Raw genomic sequence first — 19985 nt, 5'->3', positions numbered from 1 at the left:
TATTGACAGGACCTGAGCTTCATCAGGAGGTGACGGGACTGCGATGGGCCTTTCCAAGCAGACGACCTTCACAGTGGCCGGCGCGCTGATGGCGGCTGCGATTCTGCCCGGTTTGGCGGGTTATGTCGCGGCGCGTTTCGAGGCCCACGAACAAGCCGTCAATGAGGTGCTCCGGCTGAGGGCACAACTGAAGGACATCAGGACGGCGAGGGGCGCCGACATGCGGACCCTCGAACTGCGCGACGCCGAACTGCGGGCCGCACAGACAGGCCAGGACAGGGCGCAGCGGCAACCGTGCCGGTCACAACTCCAACGCGTGATCCTGGCCGAACCGCGCACGCCCATGCCTGACCCGGCCGCCGTCGAGGCGCTCATCAGGAGCCGGATCGAGCTCCAGGCGCCGCCCGGTTGGCCGACGCGGTGAAGTCGCGCAGCTGCCGCGACAGATAGCTGCGCACCAGGGTCTTGGCCTCCGCGATGATCTCGGGATCTCCGTCGGGATCACGCCGGAAGGCCAGTTTGAGCACGGCGTCGCCGCCCTCGACCGCCACGAGGATCGCGGTGTCGAGGCGTTCGCTGTCGGCCATCCCGAACTCCTTCAGCAGGAGTCCGCGCAGGCGGCCGGCGATGACGGTGTTGTTGTCGGTGCCCGCGTCGAGCAGGTTGAGGTCGACCGCGTCGCCGAACCGCAACGACCTGAAGCCGGGCACCGATCGGTGCATCTCGACGTACTCGTCGATGATCGCGTCGACCGCGTCCCACCAGCCGCCGTATTCCTCGCTGATGAAGCGGCGGCCCACCCGGGCCACGAAGAGTTCGACGTTGCGCCTGGTCAGCGCTTGGCTGATGGCACGTTTGTCGGGGAAGAACTGGTAGACCGAGCCGATCGCCACGTCGGCGCGCTCGGCGATCCTGGTCGTCGACAGGCCGTCGTATCCGACCTCGTCCAGCAGCTCGGCGCAGGCGTCGAGCATGCGCTCGACCCGGCGCGCGCTGCGGCGCTGCGTCGGCTGACGGCGCAGCGAGGAGTTTCCGGCATCGTCGGAGTAGTCAAGGGGCTGGCTGGACACTCTCCCTATCTTGCCCGGGAATCTACAGACCGGGGAATCGCCCGTTACGGAACAGATCCACGAAGAGCTGGTGGTCGTGCCGTGCGCGGGCGCCGTATTCGTGGGCGAAGTCGACGAGCAGCGTGGTGAACTCGGCCTCGTTGCCGTCGACCACCGCGACGATCGCCTCTTCGGTGGAGAAGTCGACCAGGTCGTGGCTCGACTCGTCGTCGGCGACCGAGTGCATGCGGGCGACCGCGCGGCCCAGGTCGGTGATCACCGAGGCGAGCTCGGCGGGCTCGTTGACGTCGCTCCAGTCGAGGTCGGCCGAGTAGGGCGAGACCTCTGCGACGAGCTGGCCGACGCCGTTCAGGTCGGCGTACCCGAGCCAGGAGTCGGCGTAGGCCTGGAGGGCACGCTGCGACTCGGCGGTGCGGTGGCCCTGGTGCCTGAAGTAGCCGTGCACCTTCTCGTCGTCGATGTAGCGGGCCACGGCCGGGACCTGGGCCTGCTTCATGTAGAGGATGACGTCGTTCTCCAGCGCCTGGGTGTGCCCTTCGAGCAGCAGGTTGTACGACGGCAGCCCCGCCGACCCGATCCCGATGCCCTGCCGCAGGACCATGTCCTTGACGTGGTGTTCGACCGGGTTGAGTGGCTGCGGCAGCGTGGCCAGGTAGCCCTCGTAGGCGGCCAGCACGGCCTCGCGGGTGGCGTCGTCGACCGGGTGGCGGTTGTCGGCGACCGCGAAGCGGCGCTCGAAGTTCTCGATCGTGGTCTCCTCGTCGAGCAGCGCCACCCGCGTGTTCAGCCGCGCGGTCTGCAGCACCCGGTGGAGCACCCCGCTGGTGGTCTCCAGCGTGAGCGAGCCGATGGCGTCGTCGCCGCCGTGGGCGATGGCGGTGAGCTCGTGGAGGTAGGAGCCGGCGAACTCGCGGACCAGCTCGGAGATGACCTCGTCGGACAGCGCCTTGGCGTAGCCGATGAGCGCGACACTGGCCACGAACCGCTTCAGGTCCCAGATGTACGGCCCGACGTAGGCCTCGTCGAAGTCGTTCACGTTGAAGACCAGGCGGCCCGAGGAGTTCATGTAGGTGCCGAAGTTCTCGGCGTGCAGGTCGCCGTGGATCCAGACGCGGCGGGTCAGGTCGTCGAGGAAGGCGTCGTCGGCCAGCTCACCCGCGAGGTCGGCGTAGAACAGGCACGCGCTGCCCCGGTAGAAGGCGAACGGGGAGGCGGCCATCTTGCGGAATTTGGCCCGGAACGCCCCCGGAGCGCGGCCGATGGACTCACCGAACTCGGCCAGCAGGACGTCGAGAATGAACTGGGACCGCTGCGTCATGAGGAGACGGTAGTGCCGCCGGTGCTGACAACGCCATGACCAGCCGATTGACAAATCAGGGCTTGGCCGAAAGTCCCGTGCACTCGCGCAGCGACCGCCAGTAGGCGATCTCCTGCCTGCCCGCCGACCCGGTGACCGGGACCGGCACGCCGCCGTTGATGCGGGCCGGGGTCCAGGCGTCCTTCATCACCTTGCGCCCGTTGATCGTCAGGGTCAGCACGCCGGTGCGGCCGGTGTCGGGGCCCCAGTTGTAGAAGACGAAGTTGCCCAGGCCGTAGCTGACGTAGGCGTCGTCGAGGTAACCCGCGCCGAGCAGGATGTGGGCGTGCCCGCCGACCACGACGTCGGCGCCCGCCTCGACCAGCTTGGGGGCCAGTGAGAGTTGCGCCTCGTTGGGGCACTTCTGCAGCTCGGTGCCCCAGTGCAGGTGGACGATCACCGTGTCGTTGTTCCGGCGGGCGTTCTTGACCGCCTGGATCAGCCGCGCCTCCTCCTTGGCCGAGGCGAGGCCGCCCTGGGAGCCGGTGGCCGTCCACGAGGAGATGAACTCGGCGTCGAGCACCTGCGTCGCGCCGATGATCGCGACCTTGTTGCCGTTCACGACGGTCCGCCAGGGGCGGTAGGCCTCGGTCGCGTTGCGCCCGATGCCCACGATGGGGAACTTCGACTTCTTGATGGCGGCGAGCGAGTCGTCCAGGCCGCTCTGCATGTAATCCATGCCGTGGTTGTTGGCCATCGAGGCGACGTCGACCCCGGCGGCCTTCAGCGCGGTCAGCGCGGTGGCCGGGGCGCGGAAGGTGTACTGCTTGCCGGGGGCCGGGGTGCCCGCCTCGGTGATGGCGGTCTCCAGGTTGACCATCGCGATGTCGGCCTTGGACAGCACCTTGGCGATCGGCCCGAGCGCGGTCTTCGGGTTGGCGTTCAGCCGCGACCGCAGGATGCCCTCGAAGTGGACGTCACCGCCGAACGCGATGGTGAACGGTTTCTTCGTCGGCTTCGGCTTGGGAGACGGCGTCTCGCGGGTGGCCTGCTCGGGGGCCTTGACGCGCTGGACGCCGGGGTCGCCCTCGGCGGCGGCGCATCCGGCACTCAGGGCAGCGGCGGCGATCATCGCAATTGCACGTCTCACGGTCCAGAGCATGCCATCTCATGAAGGTTCGCGCCTTAGGGAGACTCCTTATGGACAAACTAGGGAAATTCACTTACTTGAACAGTTCAAGTTAAGCGACGTAGCGTGGGGAAGGCGGTGAGACCAGACCACTCTGGAGGACACCCGATGACTGACCGAATGAATGGCAGGCCACGTACCACGACGGATTCCGGCACACCGGCCCCGAGCGACGAGTTCTCGCTCTCCGTCGGCCCCGGGGGCCCGCTTCTGCTGCAGGACCACTACCTGATCCAGAAGATGGCCCAGTTCAACCGGGAACGGGTGCCAGAGCGTGTCGTCCACGCCAAGGGGGGCGGCGCCCACGGGTTCATGGAGATCACCGAGGACGTCAGCCAGTTCACCAAGGCGGGGCTCTTCCAGAAGGGCGCCCGCACCGACCTGTTCCTGCGCTTCTCGACGGTCGCCGGCGAACTCGGCAGCGCCGACACCCAGCGCGACCCGCGCGGCTTCGCGATCAAGTTCTACACCGATGAGGGCAACTACGACCTCGTGGGGAACAACACCCCCATCTTCTTCGTACGAGACCCGCAGAAGTTCCAGGACTTCATCCACAGCCAGAAACGCCGCGCCGACAACCACATGCGCGACCACAACATGCAGTGGGACTTCTGGACGTTGTCTCCCGAGTCGGCCCACCAGGTGACCTTCCTGATGAGCGACCGCGGCACCCCGGCGTCGTGGCGGCACATGCACGGCTTCGGCTCGCACACGTTCCTCTGGTACAACGCCGCCGGCGAGAAGTTCTGGGTCAAGTACCACCTGCGCACCGAGCAGGGCATCAAGAACTTCACCGACGCCGAGGCGACCGCGATGATCGCCCAGGACGCCGACTTCCACATCCGGGACCTGTACGACGCCATCAAGCGCGGCGACCACCCGTCGTGGACGGTGAACGTGCAGATCATGCCGTTCGAGGAGGCGGCCGACTACCGGTTCAACCCGTTCGACCTGACGAAGGTCTGGCCGCACGGCGACTACCCGGAGATCACGATCGGCCGCTTCACGCTGAACCGGAACCCCGCGAACTACTTCGCGGAAGTGGAGCAGGCCGGCTTCGAGCCGTCGAACTTCGTGCCCGGGATCGGGCCCTCGCCGGACAAGATGCTGCAGGGGCGGCTGTTCTCCTACCCGGACACGCACCGTTACCGGATCGGGGCCAACTACCAGCAGCTGCCGATCAACGCGCCGAAGGTGCCCGTCCACAGTTACAACCGGGACGGGGCGATGCGGTACGCCAACATGCCCGACCCCGTCTACGCGCCGAACAGCATGGGCGGCCCGGCGGCCTTCGAGGACCTGTACGCGGGGGACACCTACCACGTGACCGGGGAGATCATGCGCTCCGCATACCGGCCGCACGCGGAGGACGACGACTTCGTGCAGCCTCGGGCGCTGTGGGAGAACGTGCTGGGCGACGAGGACCGGGCGAACCTGACGAGCAACATCGTGGGGCACGCTTCGGCGCCGGAGATGACGCGTGAGGTGCAGAAGCGCGTGGTCGAGTACTGGACCAACGTCCACAAGGACCTGGGACAGGGCGTGGCCCAGGGGCTCGGGATCGACTGACCCTGAACATAGTTACGGCCCGCCTCCTCCCCACCGAGGATGCGGGCCGTTGTCACTTCAGGCCTCAGTCGAACTCTCCAACCGCCAAACCCTGGAGGAAGGCGTTCCACTCGGCTTCCGTGAAGACCAGTACGGGCCCTTCAGGGTCCCGGCTGTTGCGCAGTGCGGTGTAGCTCCCTGCCAGCCGAGCGATCTCAACGCAGTTGCCTTGCACGCTGTAGCTGCTCTTCTGCCAGACGGCATCGGACATGTCGACATTCGACACGGCCCACCCCTTTTCGTCTTAGTCACCCCCATAATGACGATAAGGGCACTTGGCACTCAATGTCCTAAACGTGAGGATATGGTCCGACTGTACGCCAACAGCGCAGCCGGACCATCCGTCACATCTGGACTAGTGGTCGAATTCGCCTCTCTTCACACCACCGATGAACGCCTGCCACTCGCTCTTCGTGAAGAAAAGGGCGGGGCCGCTTTGGTCCTTGCTGTCACGCACACCCACTCGCCCCTCTTCGAGGCAGGCAACCTCCACGCAGTTGCCCGCCGTGCTGAGGGTGCTTTTCTTCCAGACCACATTCTGGGTGCTCATTGGCTGACGTTCCCGTTCCGCGCCGGCACCCTGCCCTGCCAGTACGCTGCAGCATCTTTGATCAACTGCCGTGAGGCCAGGGGGTCCAGGGCTGCCTCAGCCAAATGGCCGAAGGCTCGCTCGTATTTGAAGACTACCTCTGGGTCTTCCATGAACCGAGAACCGTCGAGGTCTTCGAGGTACACGAGGTCTGGGAAGTCAGGGAATGAAAAATGCACGAACGGGCCGGTGGTTACCGGCAGGAGGGTTGATGTGGAGATGATCCTGATATCAACATGATCGAGTTCACTCGTGGCAACCAAGCTCTCCATTTGATCAAGCATCACCGCCGGACCGCCGACATCGCGGCGGAGCAGTGACTCCTCGAAAACCGCCCTGAAGCGAAGGGGCGTCGAGGTGTGCAGACGAGTTTGCTGGCGGCGAACCCTCACCTCGACCCGATCCTGCAACCACGTCTTCGGGGCCTGAAGAATCGGCTGGGCCAAGTGACCCATCAAGACACGTGCGTAGTCCTCGGTCTGCAGGAGCCCCGGGAGAACCGTCGGTTCCCAGTTCCGCAACTCCTCGGCTTCGGCTTCAACTTCGAGGAATGCCCGGAACCCGGCCGGAAGGGAATCGCCGTAGCGCTCCCACCAGCCCTTTTGGGCGGCATCTCGACGAAGCCTCAGAATCTGGCTCAGCACAGGCTTGTCGCCGCCATACGCAGCAACCAACGCGGCAACGTCGTCCTCACTGGGCAGAGTCAGGCCGTTTTCTATACGGCTCACCTTCGCGGCTGACCAGTCCAGCGGCTTGGCCACCTGCGCTCCGGTCATCCCGGTTGCTTCGCGAAGTTTCCTAAGTTGCTGCCCGAGGCGGCGACGACGAGGTGTGGCAGTGTCCTTCTCTGGCATACCCGTCCCCTCCGTCTCGAAGACGTGGACTGGTGCCCTCATCGGGAGGGCCACCGTCGATCGTATATGCAATTTGCATCGGTACTTGCAGTGTATTCCTCAGGAAGTTTTGCGCCACGTCTTGCCGACAAATCTCATCTGATAGACCATCAAGACAGAAAGGTCTACAGAAGATCATCAACCGGACACCCGGTCTTCCAGACCTTCCGGCAATGAAAAAAGGCCGGGCCGAAGGCTGCCACCGACGACCCGACCCGAGAGCTCCACTCGAAGCCACCGATAAGGAGTCTCCTATGCCCTTCCACCGTACCAACGCCATCTTGCTATGCAAGGCCCGACTCATACTGCTCCGCGATGGGGCCGACCGTCGGTTGTGCTCGGCGCAGGATCGTTGGGCCTATGAGCTGGAATGGACCACCACTCGCAGAGGCTTCGGGAGTCGCGTCTACCGTGACCCCCGTTTCGACGTCGTCCGCGAGGTCGAGGAGGCCGGCCGGCTCGTGCTGGCCGGCTGACCCCATAGAGCTGGGCCGTGCCCACCGGGCGCCGGGCGCGGCTCAGGAGGAGGCCCGGACGGTCCGCGGGGGCGTCTGGGCGACGGCGGGGCCGCAGAATTTTATTCCGTTCTGGGGCTTCCGCCCCTCCTGCTCGTGGGCGCACGATGAGATCCATGACGACCGTCCACCGAACCTGCCCGCTCTGTGAGGCCGTCTGCGGTCTCACGATCACCCTTGAGGGTGGCCACGTCACCAAGGTCACCGGCGACCGTGACGATCCCTTCTCCAAGGGTTTCATCTGCCCCAAGGGGGCCTCGCTCGGGCGGCTCGACGAAGACCCCGACCGGCTCTCCGCACCATTGGTTCGCGAGGGTGACCAGTGGCGCGAGGTGAGCTGGGAGGAGGCATTCGCGGCCGTCGCCAAGGGCCTGAAGGACATCTCGGGACCCGAGCGGGCCGTCTACCTGGGCAATCCCAGCGCCCACAGCATGGCCGGGTCTCTCTACGGAGGGGCGCTCATCAGGGCGCTGGGCACCCGGAACGTCTTCTCGGCGAGCACGGCCGACCAGATGCCCAAGCACGTCGCCTCGGGGCTGATGTTCGGGCATCCGATGACGATCGCCGTGCCGGATCTCGACCGGACCGACTTCCTCCTCATGCTGGGGGCCAATCCGCTGGAGTCGAACGGGTCGCTCTGCACCGCGCCGGACTTCCCCGGCCGTCTCAAGGCCCTCAGGAAGCGGGGCGGGACCCTCGTGGTGGTCGATCCCCGGCGGACGCGGACCGCCGACCTGGCCGACGAGCACGTCTTCGTCCGGCCCGGCACCGACGCGTTCCTGCTGGCCGGGATCGCGCACACGCTCTTCGCCGAGAACCTGGTGAAGGTCGCCCTGCCCGTCGAGGGGCTGGCCGAGGTCGAGGCGGTCGTCAAGGACTTCCCGCCGCAGGTGGTGGAGGCCGCCTGCGGCGTCCCGGCCGAGGTGACGGTACGGCTCGCGCGCGCCCTCTCTGCCGCCCCCACCGCCGCCGTCTACGCCCGCATCGGGACCTGCACCGCCGAGTTCGGCACCGTGACCCAGTGGCTCGTGGACGTCCTCAACGTCCTCACCGGCAATCTCGACCGCCCGGGTGGGGCCATGTTCCCGGCGCCCGCGACCGAGGGCGCGCGCCGGCGCAAGCCGTACCGGACCGGACGCTGGACCAGCCGGGTCCGCGGCCTGAAGGAGACCAACGGCGAGTTGCCCGTCGCGACCCTGGCCGACGAGATCGAGACGCCCGGCGAGGGGCGGATCAGAGCCCTGGTCACCGTGGCCGGGAACCCGGCCTCGTCGGCGCCCAACGCGAAACGGCTGGCCGAAGCTCTGACCAGGCTCGACTTCATGGTCAGCGTCGACATCTACCTCAACGAGACCACCCGCCACGCGAACGTGATCCTGCCGCCGCCCCGGCTGCTGGCCACCGGCCACTACGACTTCGCGCTGCTGAACTTCGCGGTGCGGAACTACGCCCGCTACTCGCCGCCGGTCATGGCGGCCGACGGGCCGTCGGAGGCCGAGATCCTCACCCGGCTCATCACGATCGCCTCCGGCATCGAAGACGTCGACGACCTGATCATCGGTCAGATCATCGGCGACCACGACCCGGCCGAACTCGACGGGGACACCGGGGCCGAGCGCCGTCTCGACGCCATGTTGCGGCTGGGGCCGTACGGGAAATGGAACGGCGGCGACCTCACGCTGCGCAAGCTGCGCGACGAGCACCCCCACGGCCTGGACCTTGGACCCCTGCGGCCACGCCTGCCCGGGATCCTCACCACGGCCTCGGGGAAGATCGAGCTGGCGCCGCCGGAGATCGTCGAGGACGTCTCCCGGCTCCGCGACCGGCTCGACCGGGCGGCGCCCGAGTTCGTCCTGATCGGACGCCGCCACCTGCGGTCGAACAACTCGTGGTTGCACAACATCGAACCACTCGTCGGCGGCAGCAACCGCTGCACGCTCCAGATCAACCCCGCCGATGTCGCCCGGCTCGGGCTCGGAGACCACGCGCTGATCCGGTCGGAGGCGGGCGAGCTGACCGTCCCGCTCGAACCGACCGACAAGATCATGCCCGGCGTGGTGAGCCTGCCGCACGGCTGGGGACACGACGGGTTGCCGCAACAGGTGGCGTCCGGGAACGCGGGCGTGAACGTCAACGTGCTGACGGATGAAAAGATCATTGATCCGCTGTCCGGGAATGCCGTGTTCAACGGTGTTCCGGTGATCCTGTGCCGCGTTTGATCACCACGGAATAGGGTGGCGCGGTGACCATCGCGCAGCACCGGGATCGCCTCGACGCTCAGCTCGCCTTCGTGGTGGAGATCGACAAGCTGAAGCGTGTCATCCGCCGGAACACCCTCATCGACGGATCGCGCCGCGAGAACGACGCCGAGCACTCCTGGCAGCTCGGCGTCTGGGCGCTGGTGATGGCCGAGCACGCCCCCGAGGGCACCGACATCGACCGGGTGGTGCGCATGCTGCTCGTCCACGACATCGTCGAGATCGACGCCGGTGACACCTTCATCTACGACCGGGTGGCCGTCGAGGCGCAGGAGGCGGCCGAGCGGGCCGCCGCCGACCGGATCTTCGGGCTGCTGCCGAGCGACCAGGCCGGGCCCCTGCGGGAGTTGTGGGACGAGTTCGAGGCCCGGCAGACCCCGGAGGCCCGCTACGCCAAGGCCCTCGACCGGCTCGCGCCGATCATGGCCAACCACCACAACGACGGCGGCACCTGGGCGCTCTACAAGGTCACCGCCTCGCAGGTGCTCGCCAACGTGGCGATCATCGAGGAGGGCTCCCCCACCCTGGGCGCCTACGCCCACGATCTGGTGGAGACGTCGGTCCTGCGAGGTCACCTCGCCCGATGATGTTCGTCTCCTGACAGGCCGGGTACGTCGTGTCAGGGGGTGACATCGATGGACAGATCAACCGAGAAGTCCGCGAAGCCACGCAAAATCGGCAATGGCGGCGGCGATCTCCTCGACCGGCTCGAACACGCGACCGCGCTCGACCGGCCGATCAGGGGGCTCGCGAAGGCGGTCAGATCGCGGATCGGGCCCGGCTGGGTGCGTGACGCGCTCCACGGCGTGCCGATCGGCCATCCGGTGCACCCGCCGCTGGCGACCGTGGCCGTGGGCTGTTTCGTGGCCACCGCCATCCTCGACGCGACCAAGTCCGACCCCATGGCCGCCCGAACCGTTCTGGCCGCCGGCCTGGCGACCGCGTTGCCGACCGCCGCGGCGGGGGTCACCGACTGGTCGGCCCTGCACCGTGAGCAGCAGCGGGTCGGGTTCGTGCACGCCATCGCCAACGCCGCCGCCGTGGGCTTCTACGCCGGTTCGCTGGCGTTCCGGATCGCCGGGCGCGAGAGGGCCGGGCGGTTCTTCGCGACGGCGGGCCTGATGGCCGCGAGCGCCGGCGCCTACCTGGGCGGCCACCTGGCCTACCGGCTCGCGGCGGGGGCCAACCACGCCGAGCAGGTCAGCCATCTGGTGCCGACCGGCTGGCACGACCTCGGCCCGATCAGCGACCTGCCCAACGGGCGGCCCGTCGCCCGCCGCCTGGGCTACATCGACCTGTTCGTGCTGCGGCTGGGCGAGGGCGTGACGGTGCTGGCCGACGGGTGTTCCCATCTGGCCGGGCCGCTGCACCAGGGCCGGGTGACGATCGAGAACGGCGAGCCGTGCGTGGTGTGCCCGTGGCACGGCAGCGTGTTCCGGATCGCCGACGGCGCGGTGATCCACGGCCCGGCGACGGCGAGGCAGCCCTCGTTCGAGACGAGGGTGCGCCGCGACGGCGTGGTTCAGGTCAGGCCGGCTCGTTAGCGTCGATCGGGTGCTCCACCAGGGCGAGCACCCGGCTCTGCATGAACCGGGCGGTGCGGACCGGAGTTCCGTTCCTGGTCACTTCGGAGACCTCGACGACACCCCGGCCGGTGGTCACCTCGACCCGGCGGCCGGCCTTCGTCGCGATGACCTCGTAGGTGCGGGGGGTTCCTCCGGCGTCGATGACGATTTCTACGCGATCCCCTTTCACATGGGGTTTCATACCCGTTTTCGATAATTTGTACGCATAAATCAGGCCAACAACTTCACGATCGCCGTGATCCCCACCACGACGATCACCCCCCGCAGGATGGGCGCGGGAATACGCCGCCCGATCCGGGCGCCCACGAATCCGCCGATCGCCGAACCGAGCGCGATCAGCGCGACCACGGTCCAGTCGACCTCGGCGATCACCACGAACAGCACCGCCGCGGTGAAGTTGACCAGCAGCGACAGCAGGTTCTTGGCCGCGTTGAGGCGCTGGAGCTCCTCGTCGAGGAACACCCCCATCAGCCCGATGAGCACGACCCCCTGGGCGGCGCCGAAGTAGCCCCCGTACATGCCGGCCCCGAAGATTCCCAGCCAGAGCCACGGCCCGCCGTGTTCCGAACGGCGGCGATGGGAGATCCAGCCGGCCACCCAGGGCTGGATGACCACCAGCACGCACGCGATGGCGATCAGCACCGGCACGATCACGTCGAAGGCCTGGGCCGGGAGCCGGAGCAGCAGGAACCCGCCGACCAGCGACCCCAGGACCGAGGCGGCGGCGAGCCTGGTCAGCCGGGCGCGCTGCCCCCGGAGCTCGGCCCGGTAGCCGAGCACGCCGGTGACGCCGCCGGGCACCAGCCCGATGTTGTTGGACACGTTCGCGACGATCGGCGGATAACCCACCGCGAGCAGCGTCGGGAACGTGATCAGCGAACCGGAGCCGACGACGGCGTTGATGCCGCCCGCCCCGATCCCGGCCGCGAACACCGCGGCCGCTTCCCACGCCGTCAACACGGTGTCACAGATCCTCATCTCGTACCGGCTGACGGAATCCTAGGCGGCAGCGGCCCGAGCTCAGGACACGGGGGCGGGACTTCCGGTCAGGTCGCGGGAGGCTTGACGGGGAGGTCTTTGTCGGGCTTGCTCTGGGGCTGGAAGAGGCCTCCTAAGGACTCCAGGGCCTTGCCCATCTCCGAGGGGACGATCCACAACTTATTCGCGTCGCCCTTGGCGATCTGCGGCAGTGTCGTCAGGTACTGGTAGGCCAGCAGCCGCTCGTCGGGGTTGCCGTCGTGGATGGCCTTGAAGACCATGCCGATCGCGTCGGCCTCGCCCTTCGCCCGCATCGCGCGGGCCTCCGCCTCGGCCTGCGCCCGCAGCACCACGGCCTCGGCCTCGCCGCGTGCCTTCAGTACGGCCGCCTCGCGCTCGCCCTGGGCGGTGAGGATGGCCGACTGCTTGTTGCCCTCGGCGGTGAGGATCGCGGCGCGCTTGTCACGGTCGGCGCGCATCTGCTTCTCCATCGAGTCCTGGATGGAGGCGGGCGGGTCGATGGCCTTCAGCTCGACCCGGTTGACCCGGATGCCCCAGCGGCCGGTCGCGTCGTCGAGCACCCCGCGCAGCTCGGTGTTGATCTCCTCGCGGGAGGTCAGCGTGCGTTCGAGGTCCATTCCGCCGACCACGTTGCGCAGGGTCGTCACGGTCAGCTGCTCGACCGCGACGATGAAGCTCGCGATCTCGTACGTCGCCGCCTTCGGATCGGTCACCTGGAAGTAGATGACCGTGTCGATGGAGACGACCAGGTTGTCGGACGTGATGACCGGCTGGGGAGGGAACGTCACCACCTGTTCGCGCAGGTCGACCTCGACCTTGATGCGGTCGATGAACGGCACGACGATGTTCAGTCCCGCGTTCAGAGTGCGGTGATATCGACCGAACCGTTCGACGATTCTCGCCGTCGCCTGCGGCACGATGCGAATCGTCCGGGCCAGCGCGAACGCGGCGAGGAAGACCACGACGAGGGTGATGACGAGCTGGGTCATGCGTCCACTCCAGTCTGTGACGACTGGAGTGAATGATATTTGGACGACGCTTTACAAGAGGAAAAAGAACGAAATATCAGAATGGCCGGGCGTACCAACGACCGGACGCGTTCCTCTCCAGCCCCAGCGGCACCCCGAACGTCTTCGACAGGTTGTCGCCGGTCATCACGTAGTCGATCGGGCCCTGGGCGACGATCGAACCGTGCCGGAGCATCAGCGCGTGGGTGAACCCGGCCGGGATCTCCTCGACGTGGTGGGTGACGAGCACCATCGTCGGCGCCTTCGGGTCCTGCGCGAGCTGGGAAAGGCGCCTTACCAGATCTTCGCGGGCGCCGACGTCGAGCCCGGCGGCCGGCTCGTCGAGCAGCAGCAGCTCGGGGTCGGGCATGAGGGCACGGGCGATCTGGACGCGCTTGCGCTCACCCTCGGACAGGGTGCCGAACCGGCGGCGGATCAGGTGGGCGCAGCCGAGCTGGTCGATCAGCTCGACGGCGCGGGTGACGTCGTGGGAGTCGTACTCTTCGGTCCAGCGGCCCAGGATGGCGTAGGAGGCGGTCAGCACGAGGTCGATGACCTTCTCCTCCGGCGGGACCTTCTCGGCCAGCGCCGAGCTGGCCAGGCCGATGCGCGGACGCAGCTCGAACACGTCGGTCTGCCCCAGGCGCTCGCCCAGGATGTCGACGTGGCCGTCGGTGGGGAACAGCAGCGCGGCGGCGATCTGCAGCAGTGTGGTCTTGCCGGCGCCGTTGGGGCCGATCACCACCCAGCGTTCGTCTTCGGCCACCGCCCAGTCGATGTCGCGCACCAGGATCGCGCCGTCGCGCCGGATGGCGACGCCACGCATGTTGAGCACCTGACCGCCCACGACGATCCCCCTCACGTCCGAATCCGTCCGCGTAAAATCTATTGCCTTATCGTGGTTGGGGTGCGCACCGATTCACCGATCTCCGCGGCCCTGGTCTCCTGGGGGAACGCCTGGCTGACCGGCCACGCCGGTCTCGACGACGCCGTCGACGCCCTTGAGCGGGTGGCCGGTCCCCAGATCGTGACGGATATCACTGGCGAGTCGCCGCTGCGCGTCTTCCTCGCCGAACTGCGGGCGACCGGACTGTCGTCGTTCCGGCTGGCGCTGCCCATCCCCGGTGACCTTCTCGGCCTCACCGGGCCGCCGGTCTTCAACGGCGCCGCGCTCGAAGCGGGGCAGGCCGTCATCGCCGTGCTCGGCACCCGGCGGTTCGGGCTGGTGCCCTCCCCCGACCGGCGCGGCTCGTCCTATTCGGGCATCCGGTGGACCGTCCACGACGCCCACGTCGCCGACGCCGACGTGCCGCAGCTCGCCGACGCCGAGCGGGCCCTGTCGGCCGCGATGCGGTCGGCGACCGACGCGCTGACCTCGGTCGACGGGCCCATGCAGGGCTTCCCGGCGCTCGACCACGTCGACGGCGCGCTGGCGCCCGGCTACCCCGGCCGCGCCCACCGCGTCGGCCACCTCGCGGCCCGCCTCTCGCTCGCGCTGCGGCTGGCCGAGGAGCGCGGGCTGACCTCCGGTCAGGTCACCGCGCGCCGCGAGGCGCTGAAGGCCCTCGATCATGCGGTACGCCGGGCGCGGGTCGCCGCCCACCACGCGATCCTCGAACAACTCCGCGCCTAGTCCTCCAGCTTCCAGAACCTGACCCGCTTGTCCTCCCCGGCCGAGACGACGACCGTCTCGCCGTCGACGTCGGCGAAGCCGACCGAGTAGACGTTCTTGCCGTCGTGGGCCTTCACCGGCTTGCCGGCCTCCTCCGACTCCTCCAGGTCCCACATCCGGAGCGTGCCGTCGGTGGAGCCGGAGACCGCCATCGGGTGGCCGCCGATCTCGCGGTAGGCCACCGAGTAGACGTTGTCCTTGTGGCCCGTCAGGCTCTTGCCCACCTGCTTGCCGGTCTTCAGGTCCCAGACGCGGACCTTCTTGTCCTGGCCGCCCGAGATGGCGACGGCCTTGCCGTCGACCTCGCCGGTGGTGACGGAGTAGACGGGCTTGCCGTGGCCCCTGAAGGTCTTGCCGTACTGCTTGCCGGACGAGGCGTCCCAGACCTTGAGACTCTTGTCCTCACTGGCCGAGACGATGACGGTCTTGTCGCCGACCTGGCCGAAGGCCAGCCAGTTGATCACGTTCTTGTGGGCCCTGATGCCGCCGCCGATGGGCTGACGGGTCTTCAGGTCCCACAACCTGATGCGGCCATCGGCGCCCGCGGAGGCGGCCACCCACTTGGCGCCGACCTTGCCGATGGCGACCGTGTAGACGGAGTCGCCGTGGCCCCACAGGCCGCCGCCGACGGCCTTGCGCTTCTCGACGTCCCAGACGCGGACCGAGCCGTCGCGGCTGCCGGTGACGGCGAGCGGGCGGCCGTTGACCTCGGCCGTGGCGACGGCGTAGACCCAGTCGCCGTGGGCGTAGATCGGCTTGCCGAGCGCCTTGTGCGACTCGGCGCTCCACATCCGGACCGACCGGTCGACGCTGGCGGTGACGACGACGGGCTTGTCCTTGTCGCCGCCGACGGCGACGGAGTAGATGGAGCTCCGGTGGCCGGCCAGGGAGCCGCCGTCCTGCTTGCCGAGTTCGGGCACCGGCGCCACGGTCGGCGTCGGGCTGGGCGACGGTGACGGCGCGGTGGTCGGCGACAACGAGGCCGCCGCCGGCGACGGGACCGAGGCCGAGGTGGTGGTGCTCGGCAGCTGGGTCACGGGCGCGTCGGTGACCCCGCCCTGGGCGGCGACGGGGATCTTCTCGGGCTCGTCCTCGTCGCCGAAGAGGTTCGGCACGAGGAACAGCGCGGTCGCCGCCACCCCGAGCACGCCGACCAGGACCCCGGTGACCAGGCCCGCCCTGCTCTTCGTGGGCGGCGCCTCGCCGAGCCAGCCGCCGGTGGGATCGGGACGGGGGTGGTAGGTGGTCGCGTCGGCGTCGAGGGGCGGCGGCGGTGTGTCCTTGGACGTCGCCACGTCCTTCGACTTCGACTTCGGCTTGGCCTTCGCCTTGCCCTTGGCCTTCGGCTCGGCCGGCGGCTGGTATCCGGGCGGCGGAAAACTCTGGTGCGGTCCGAGCGGACCCTGGTAGCCCGGCGGCGGGAAGCTCTGCCCCGGTTGCGGCTGCTGGTAGGGCGGCGGGTATCCAGGGGCCTGCGGATAGCCGGGCTGTGCCTGATGACCCGGAGGCGGGAAACTCTGGCCCGGCCCCTGCGGATATCCCGGCTGGACCTGATAACCGGGTGGCGGGAAACTCTGGCCCGGCTCCTGCGGGTGGCCCGGCTGTCCCTGATGGCCGGGTGGTGGGAAGCTCTGGCCCAGGCCCTGCGGATGCCCCGGCTGGACCTGATAACCGGGTGGCGGGAAACTCTGGCCCGGGCCCTGCGGATATCCCGGCTGGGCCTGATAGCCAGGTGGCGGGAAGCCCTCGCCCGGTGGCCGCAGATGCGGCGCCTGCGGGTCGGGCGGGGCGAAGCCCGGGGTGACCGGCGCGGACGCGGGTTTCTCCGCCGGCGGCGCGTTGTCCTTCTTCTTCGAGGCGGCGTTGAGGCCGGCCAGGAGGGACTTGTCGAGGTCGTCGTCGACCTGGTGGTCGAGGAGGGCGAACAGGGCCTCGCTCGCGGTCGGGCGGTTCTCGGCCTGCTTGTCGAGGCTGGCCTCGACGATGGGGCGCAGCAGGTCGGGCAGCGTCGAGACGTCGGGGGTGTCGTTCATGACCCGGTAGAGCACGGCGGGCAGGCTGTCGTGGCCGAAGGCGGGCCGCCCGGTCGACGCGTAGAACATCGTCACGGCCCAGCTGAACATGTCGGACGGCGGCCCGACGCGCTTGGCCTCGATCTGCTCGGGCGACATGTACGCCGGCGTCCCGACCACCCCGCTCGACAGGGTCGACGACGAGTCGAGCGCCCGCGCGATGCCGAAGTCGATCACGCGCGGCCCGTCCTGCGCCAGCAGCACGTTCGACGGCTTGAAGTCGCGGTGGACGATCCCGGCCCGGTGGATGGCCGCCAGGGCGGTGATGGTGCCGACGGCCAGCCGGTGGAGGTTGCCGCCGGTGCGGGGGCCCTCCTGCTGGACGACCCGCTGCAGCGAGACGCCGTCGACGAGCTCGGACACGATGTAGGGGCGGTCGCCGTCCATGTGGGCGCCGATGACCTGAGCGGTGCAGAACTGCGCGACGCGGCGCGCGGCGGAGACCTCGCGAAGGAACGAGTCGGCGTCGATTGCGTCCGTAACGCGCAACAGTTTTATCGCGACCGGGGTCCCGTCGGGTGCGGTCCCGGCGTACACGACACCCTGCGCGCCCTCCCCAAGGCGCGCATCGATGCGGTAAACCCCCAGCTCAGTTGGGTCGCCAGGCCGTAATGGCGAAGTCTGCGGCACGACGGTGCTCCCCCGTACAAACGATCAACTCTACGCGAAGTGTAGTAGTGCTTAACCGTTCCAAAGTGATAATGGTCTAGACATACGGGGATTGCCATGTCTTGTCCAACGGAGAATTCCATGCGCCGAACTTCCGGCATCGTCGCCGGACTCATGCTCTTAGGGCCGCTCGCGGTGAGCGTTCCCGCGAGCGCCGCGCCCGCTTTGGCGAGCGCCGCCAAGGGCGTCACCGCGAAGAAGGCTCCTTTCGCCACCTTCAAGGTGCACAACGTCGTCTATCCGAAGAAGGTGAAGGCCGGGGCCAAGATCACCTACTACTTCGAGATCACCAACGTCGGCCCGCACAGCGCCGACTACTACTACATCGGGGGCATCCTGCCGAAGGGCATCATCAGCACCCTGAAGTGGAACGGCCCCAAGAACACCACGTGCACGTGGGAGGGCAACGAGTTCTGGTGCTGGCCGCCGCCCATCCTCTACCCGAACCCGGAAGAGGACTGGCAGACCGACACGACGTGGCTGACGATCCAGGTCACCCTGAACAAGAAGACCCGCGGCACCGCCACCGCCAAGCTCGGCGGCATCACCTTCGACGTGCCGACCGGCGCCGGCGACCTCGACGAGAAGCGCCTCCGCGAGCTGGGCATCAAGGGCTGGATCTACACCAAGACCGTGAAGACCCAGATCGTCGCCCCCTCGGTCAAGAAGACGAAGAAGAGCACGAAGCAGGTCTACGTGCCGCCGCCCCCGCCCCCGCCGAAGCCCGATCGCGCCCCCACGCGCAACCGCAAGAAGGGCACGTGAACCCAGGGCAGATTCACGACGCGAGACACGGCCGGCCTCCGGCCGTCCGCGTCTCGCTCTAGGCCAATCCGTGCCGCACGGCGTACAGGGCCGCCTGTGTCCGGTCCTGTACGCCCAGCTTCATCAGCACGTTGGACACATGCGTCTTGACGGTCTTCTCGGCCACGTCGAGCGCCCGCGCGATCTCCCGGTTCGACCGCCCGCCGGCGATCAGCGCCAGCACCTCGCGTTCCCGGTCGGTCAGCGCCACCGCCTCCGACGTGGGCGTCAGCATCGCCTCGGCCGCCTCGGGGGCCAGCGCGACCTGCCCGCCGTGGACGGCCCTGATGGCCGACACGAGCGCCGCCGGGTCGACGTCCTTGTAGAGGAAGCCCGCCGCCCCGGCCCGCATCGCGGGGGAGACGTCGCCGCGCTCGGTCATCGAGGTCAGCACGATCACCCGGGCGGCCCCGTCGAGCTCGGCCAGCGCGCCCAGCCCGTCGAGCACGGGCATCTTCAGGTCGAGCAGCACGACGTCGGGCGACAGGGCGCGGGCCAGCTTGACCGCCTCGGCGCCGTCGCCGGCCTCCGCCACGACCTCGATGTCACCCTGGACCTCAAGGAACGTGCGCAGGCCCTGGCGCACGATCGGATGGTCGTCGGCGATCAGCACCCGGATCATGTTGGCACCACCATCCTCACCGTCGTCCCGGCCCCCGGCCGGGAGATCACGTCAAGCCTGCCACCGACCCCGGCCGCCCGGTCGCGCATCGACGCGAGCCCCAGGCCCCTGGTGGGCTCGCCGTCGAAGCCGTCGCCGTCGTCGACGACCTCCAGGACGAGGTCGGCGTGCTCCCGCCAGAGCCGCACCCGCAACGACGAGCACCCCGAGTGGCGCAGCGCGTTGTGCTGGGCCTCCTGGGCGACCCGCAACACCGCGACCTCGGTCTCGGCCGGGAGGTCGCCGTCGAAACGTCCCTCGAAGCTGACCGTCGCGGAGTGGAGCCGGTCGAGCAGCCCGACGTTCTTGCGCAGCGTCTCGACCAGCCCGTGGCTGTCGAGCTCGGCCGGCCGCAGCTCGACGATGACCTCTCTCAGCTCGGCCAGCGCCTCACCGGCCACCCGCTGGACGGTGTCGAGCTCCCGCGCGGCCCGTTCGGGATCGGTGGCCACCAGCGATTTCGCGGCCTGGGCTGTGAGCCGCAACGAGAAGAGCTTCTGCGTGACGGCGTCGTGGAGCTCGCGGGCCATGCGCTGGCGCTCCTCGATGACCGTCAGCTCTCGCCCCCGTTCGTAGAGGCGGGCGTTGGTCAGCGCGATGGCGGCGTGGGCGGCGAAGAGGGTCAGCACGTCCTGGTCGTCGGCGGTGAACGGGCCGCAGGCCTTGTTGGCCAGGAAGATGATGCCGAGCACCTGGTCGCCGTCCTGAATGGGGACGCCGAGGAAGTCCTTCAGGATGGGATGGGCCTTGGGCCAGCCGTCGAAGCGGGGATCGCGGCGCACGTCGCCGAGCCGGACCGGCGTGGCCTCCCGCAACATCGCGCCCAGCAGGCCGTGCTGGCGCGGGGTGGGCCCGATGGCCGCCCACTGCTCGGGGGTGATGCCGTCGGCGACGAACTCGGCGAACGACCCGTCGTCGTCGGGCACGCCGAGGGCGGCGTAGCGGGCGTCGAGGAGCTCCCGGGCCGACCGCACGATGACCTGCAGCACCTCCCGCGGGGAGAGGTGCCGGGTGACCGCGAGGACGGCGGCGCTGACGGCGTTCAGCAGCGCGTCCTGACTATCCCGCATGCTGCAACCCTAAGTCCTAGCCCGGA

20 protein-coding genes are annotated in these 19985 nt (G+C 68.6%); 7 read left to right on the top strand and 13 right to left on the bottom strand.

The annotated features are described in order from the left end of the window. The first annotated feature begins 43 nt into the window (after positions 1–43). Positions 44–424: a hypothetical protein gene (locus GT755_RS12745; protein WP_161479905.1), complete on the top strand. Its 381-nt coding sequence runs from the start codon at positions 44–46 to the stop codon at positions 422–424. Here the strand turns inward: GT755_RS12745 and GT755_RS12740 are convergent. The 3 genes from GT755_RS12740 to GT755_RS12730 are packed head-to-tail and all read right to left on the bottom strand — an operon-like array spanning position 375 to position 3529. After that, positions 375–1070 carry a TetR/AcrR family transcriptional regulator gene (locus GT755_RS12740; protein ID WP_328794322.1) on the bottom strand — a complete coding sequence of 232 codons (696 nt, stop codon included), beginning with the start codon at positions 1068–1070 and terminating at the stop codon, positions 375–377. The genes GT755_RS12745 and GT755_RS12740 overlap by 50 nt on opposite strands. 22 nt (positions 1071–1092) lie before the next feature. Further along, a complete protein-coding gene (locus tag GT755_RS12735; RefSeq protein ID WP_161479904.1) occupies positions 1093–2388 on the bottom strand; it encodes a DUF2252 domain-containing protein in 1296 nt (431 codons plus the stop codon). A gap of 55 nt (positions 2389–2443) precedes the next feature. Then, positions 2444–3529: a CapA family protein gene (locus tag GT755_RS12730; protein ID WP_161479903.1), complete on the bottom strand. Its 1086-nt coding sequence runs from the start codon at positions 3527–3529 to the stop codon at positions 2444–2446. Between the two features lie 147 nt (positions 3530–3676). Between GT755_RS12730 and GT755_RS12725 the strand changes: the two genes are divergently transcribed. Further along, complete coding sequence (locus GT755_RS12725; protein WP_161480047.1) at positions 3677–5125, top strand: catalase; 1449 nt, start codon at positions 3677–3679, stop codon at positions 5123–5125. A 64-nt stretch (positions 5126–5189) separates the two neighbouring features. Here GT755_RS12725 and GT755_RS12720 read toward each other — a convergent pair whose 3' ends face one another. From GT755_RS12720 to GT755_RS12710, 3 genes are all read right to left on the bottom strand, one after another. Then, positions 5190–5390, bottom strand: a complete 201-nt coding sequence (locus GT755_RS12720) for a DUF397 domain-containing protein (RefSeq protein WP_030456183.1) — start codon at positions 5388–5390, stop codon at positions 5190–5192. A 129-nt stretch (positions 5391–5519) separates the two neighbouring features. Further along, positions 5520–5714, bottom strand: coding sequence for a DUF397 domain-containing protein (locus GT755_RS12715; RefSeq protein ID WP_161479902.1), 195 nt, complete (start codon positions 5712–5714; stop codon positions 5520–5522). Next, entirely contained in the window at positions 5711–6607 is an 897-nt protein-coding gene (locus tag GT755_RS12710) for a helix-turn-helix domain-containing protein (RefSeq protein ID WP_268903254.1), read from the bottom strand. Before GT755_RS12710 ends, GT755_RS12715 begins: the two co-directional genes overlap by 4 nt. A 670-nt stretch (positions 6608–7277) precedes the next feature. Here GT755_RS12710 and GT755_RS12705 point away from each other — a divergent pair. Genes GT755_RS12705 through GT755_RS12695 form a run of 3 tightly spaced genes read left to right on the top strand, consistent with a single transcriptional unit; the run spans position 7278 to position 10963 of the window. Continuing rightward, a complete protein-coding gene (locus GT755_RS12705; RefSeq protein ID WP_161479900.1) occupies positions 7278–9380 on the top strand; it encodes a molybdopterin-dependent oxidoreductase in 2103 nt (700 codons plus the stop codon). 23 nt (positions 9381–9403) lie between these two features. Next, complete coding sequence (locus GT755_RS12700) at positions 9404–10006, top strand: HD domain-containing protein (protein WP_161479899.1); 603 nt, start codon at positions 9404–9406, stop codon at positions 10004–10006. A 48-nt stretch (positions 10007–10054) separates the two neighbouring features. Then, a complete protein-coding gene (locus GT755_RS12695) occupies positions 10055–10963 on the top strand; it encodes a Rieske (2Fe-2S) protein (protein ID WP_161479898.1) in 909 nt (302 codons plus the stop codon). On the opposite strand, the gene GT755_RS12690 is transcribed toward GT755_RS12695, so the two are convergent. The 4 genes from GT755_RS12690 to GT755_RS12675 form a co-directional block, all read right to left on the bottom strand. Beyond that, positions 10947–11174: a hypothetical protein gene (locus GT755_RS12690; protein ID WP_030456190.1), complete on the bottom strand. Its 228-nt coding sequence runs from the start codon at positions 11172–11174 to the stop codon at positions 10947–10949. The genes GT755_RS12695 and GT755_RS12690 overlap by 17 nt on opposite strands. A 41-nt stretch (positions 11175–11215) precedes the next feature. Further along, positions 11216–11962, bottom strand: a complete 747-nt coding sequence (locus tag GT755_RS12685) for a sulfite exporter TauE/SafE family protein (protein WP_161480046.1) — start codon at positions 11960–11962, stop codon at positions 11216–11218. Between the two features lie 89 nt (positions 11963–12051). Beyond that, positions 12052–12993 (bottom strand): SPFH domain-containing protein, encoded by a 942-nt coding sequence (locus tag GT755_RS12680; protein WP_161479897.1) that lies wholly within the window; start codon positions 12991–12993, stop codon positions 12052–12054. A 76-nt stretch (positions 12994–13069) separates the two neighbouring features. Beyond that, the gene (locus GT755_RS12675; protein WP_030456193.1) at positions 13070–13858 is read right to left on the bottom strand and encodes an ABC transporter ATP-binding protein; all 789 of its coding nucleotides are present in this window, start codon (positions 13856–13858) and stop codon (positions 13070–13072) included. Positions 13859–13918: 60 nt separating this feature from the next. On the opposite strand from GT755_RS12675, the gene GT755_RS12670 reads away from it, so the two are divergent. Next, entirely contained in the window at positions 13919–14644 is a 726-nt protein-coding gene (locus GT755_RS12670; RefSeq protein ID WP_285585972.1) for a hypothetical protein, read from the top strand. On the opposite strand, the gene GT755_RS12665 is transcribed toward GT755_RS12670, so the two are convergent. Further along, positions 14641–17385 (bottom strand): WD40 repeat domain-containing serine/threonine protein kinase, encoded by a 2745-nt coding sequence (locus GT755_RS12665; protein WP_161479896.1) that lies wholly within the window; start codon positions 17383–17385, stop codon positions 14641–14643. The two genes, GT755_RS12670 and GT755_RS12665, sit on opposite strands and share 4 nt — an antisense overlap. 120 nt (positions 17386–17505) lie before the next feature. Here GT755_RS12665 and GT755_RS12660 point away from each other — a divergent pair, with 120 nt between their 5' ends. Continuing rightward, entirely contained in the window at positions 17506–18189 is a 684-nt protein-coding gene (locus tag GT755_RS12660; RefSeq protein WP_161479895.1) for a hypothetical protein, read from the top strand. A 58-nt stretch (positions 18190–18247) separates the two neighbouring features. On the opposite strand, the gene GT755_RS12655 is transcribed toward GT755_RS12660, so the two are convergent. Then, on the bottom strand, positions 18248–18850 hold the full coding sequence (locus GT755_RS12655) for a response regulator (protein WP_161479894.1): 603 nt from the start codon (positions 18848–18850) through the stop codon (positions 18248–18250). Further along, the gene (locus GT755_RS12650; protein ID WP_161479893.1) at positions 18847–19959 is read right to left on the bottom strand and encodes a GAF domain-containing sensor histidine kinase; all 1113 of its coding nucleotides are present in this window, start codon (positions 19957–19959) and stop codon (positions 18847–18849) included. The genes GT755_RS12655 and GT755_RS12650 overlap by 4 nt, the downstream gene beginning before the upstream one ends. Between the last annotated feature and the right edge of the window lie 26 nt (positions 19960–19985).

Origin of the sequence: Herbidospora solisilvae (genome assembly GCF_009901565.1) — a bacterium.
GTDB classification, from domain to species: domain Bacteria; phylum Actinomycetota; class Actinomycetes; order Streptosporangiales; family Streptosporangiaceae; genus Herbidospora; species Herbidospora solisilvae.
Note: the sequence above shows the minus strand (reverse complement) of the source record. Positions and strands in the feature narration are given on the sequence as shown.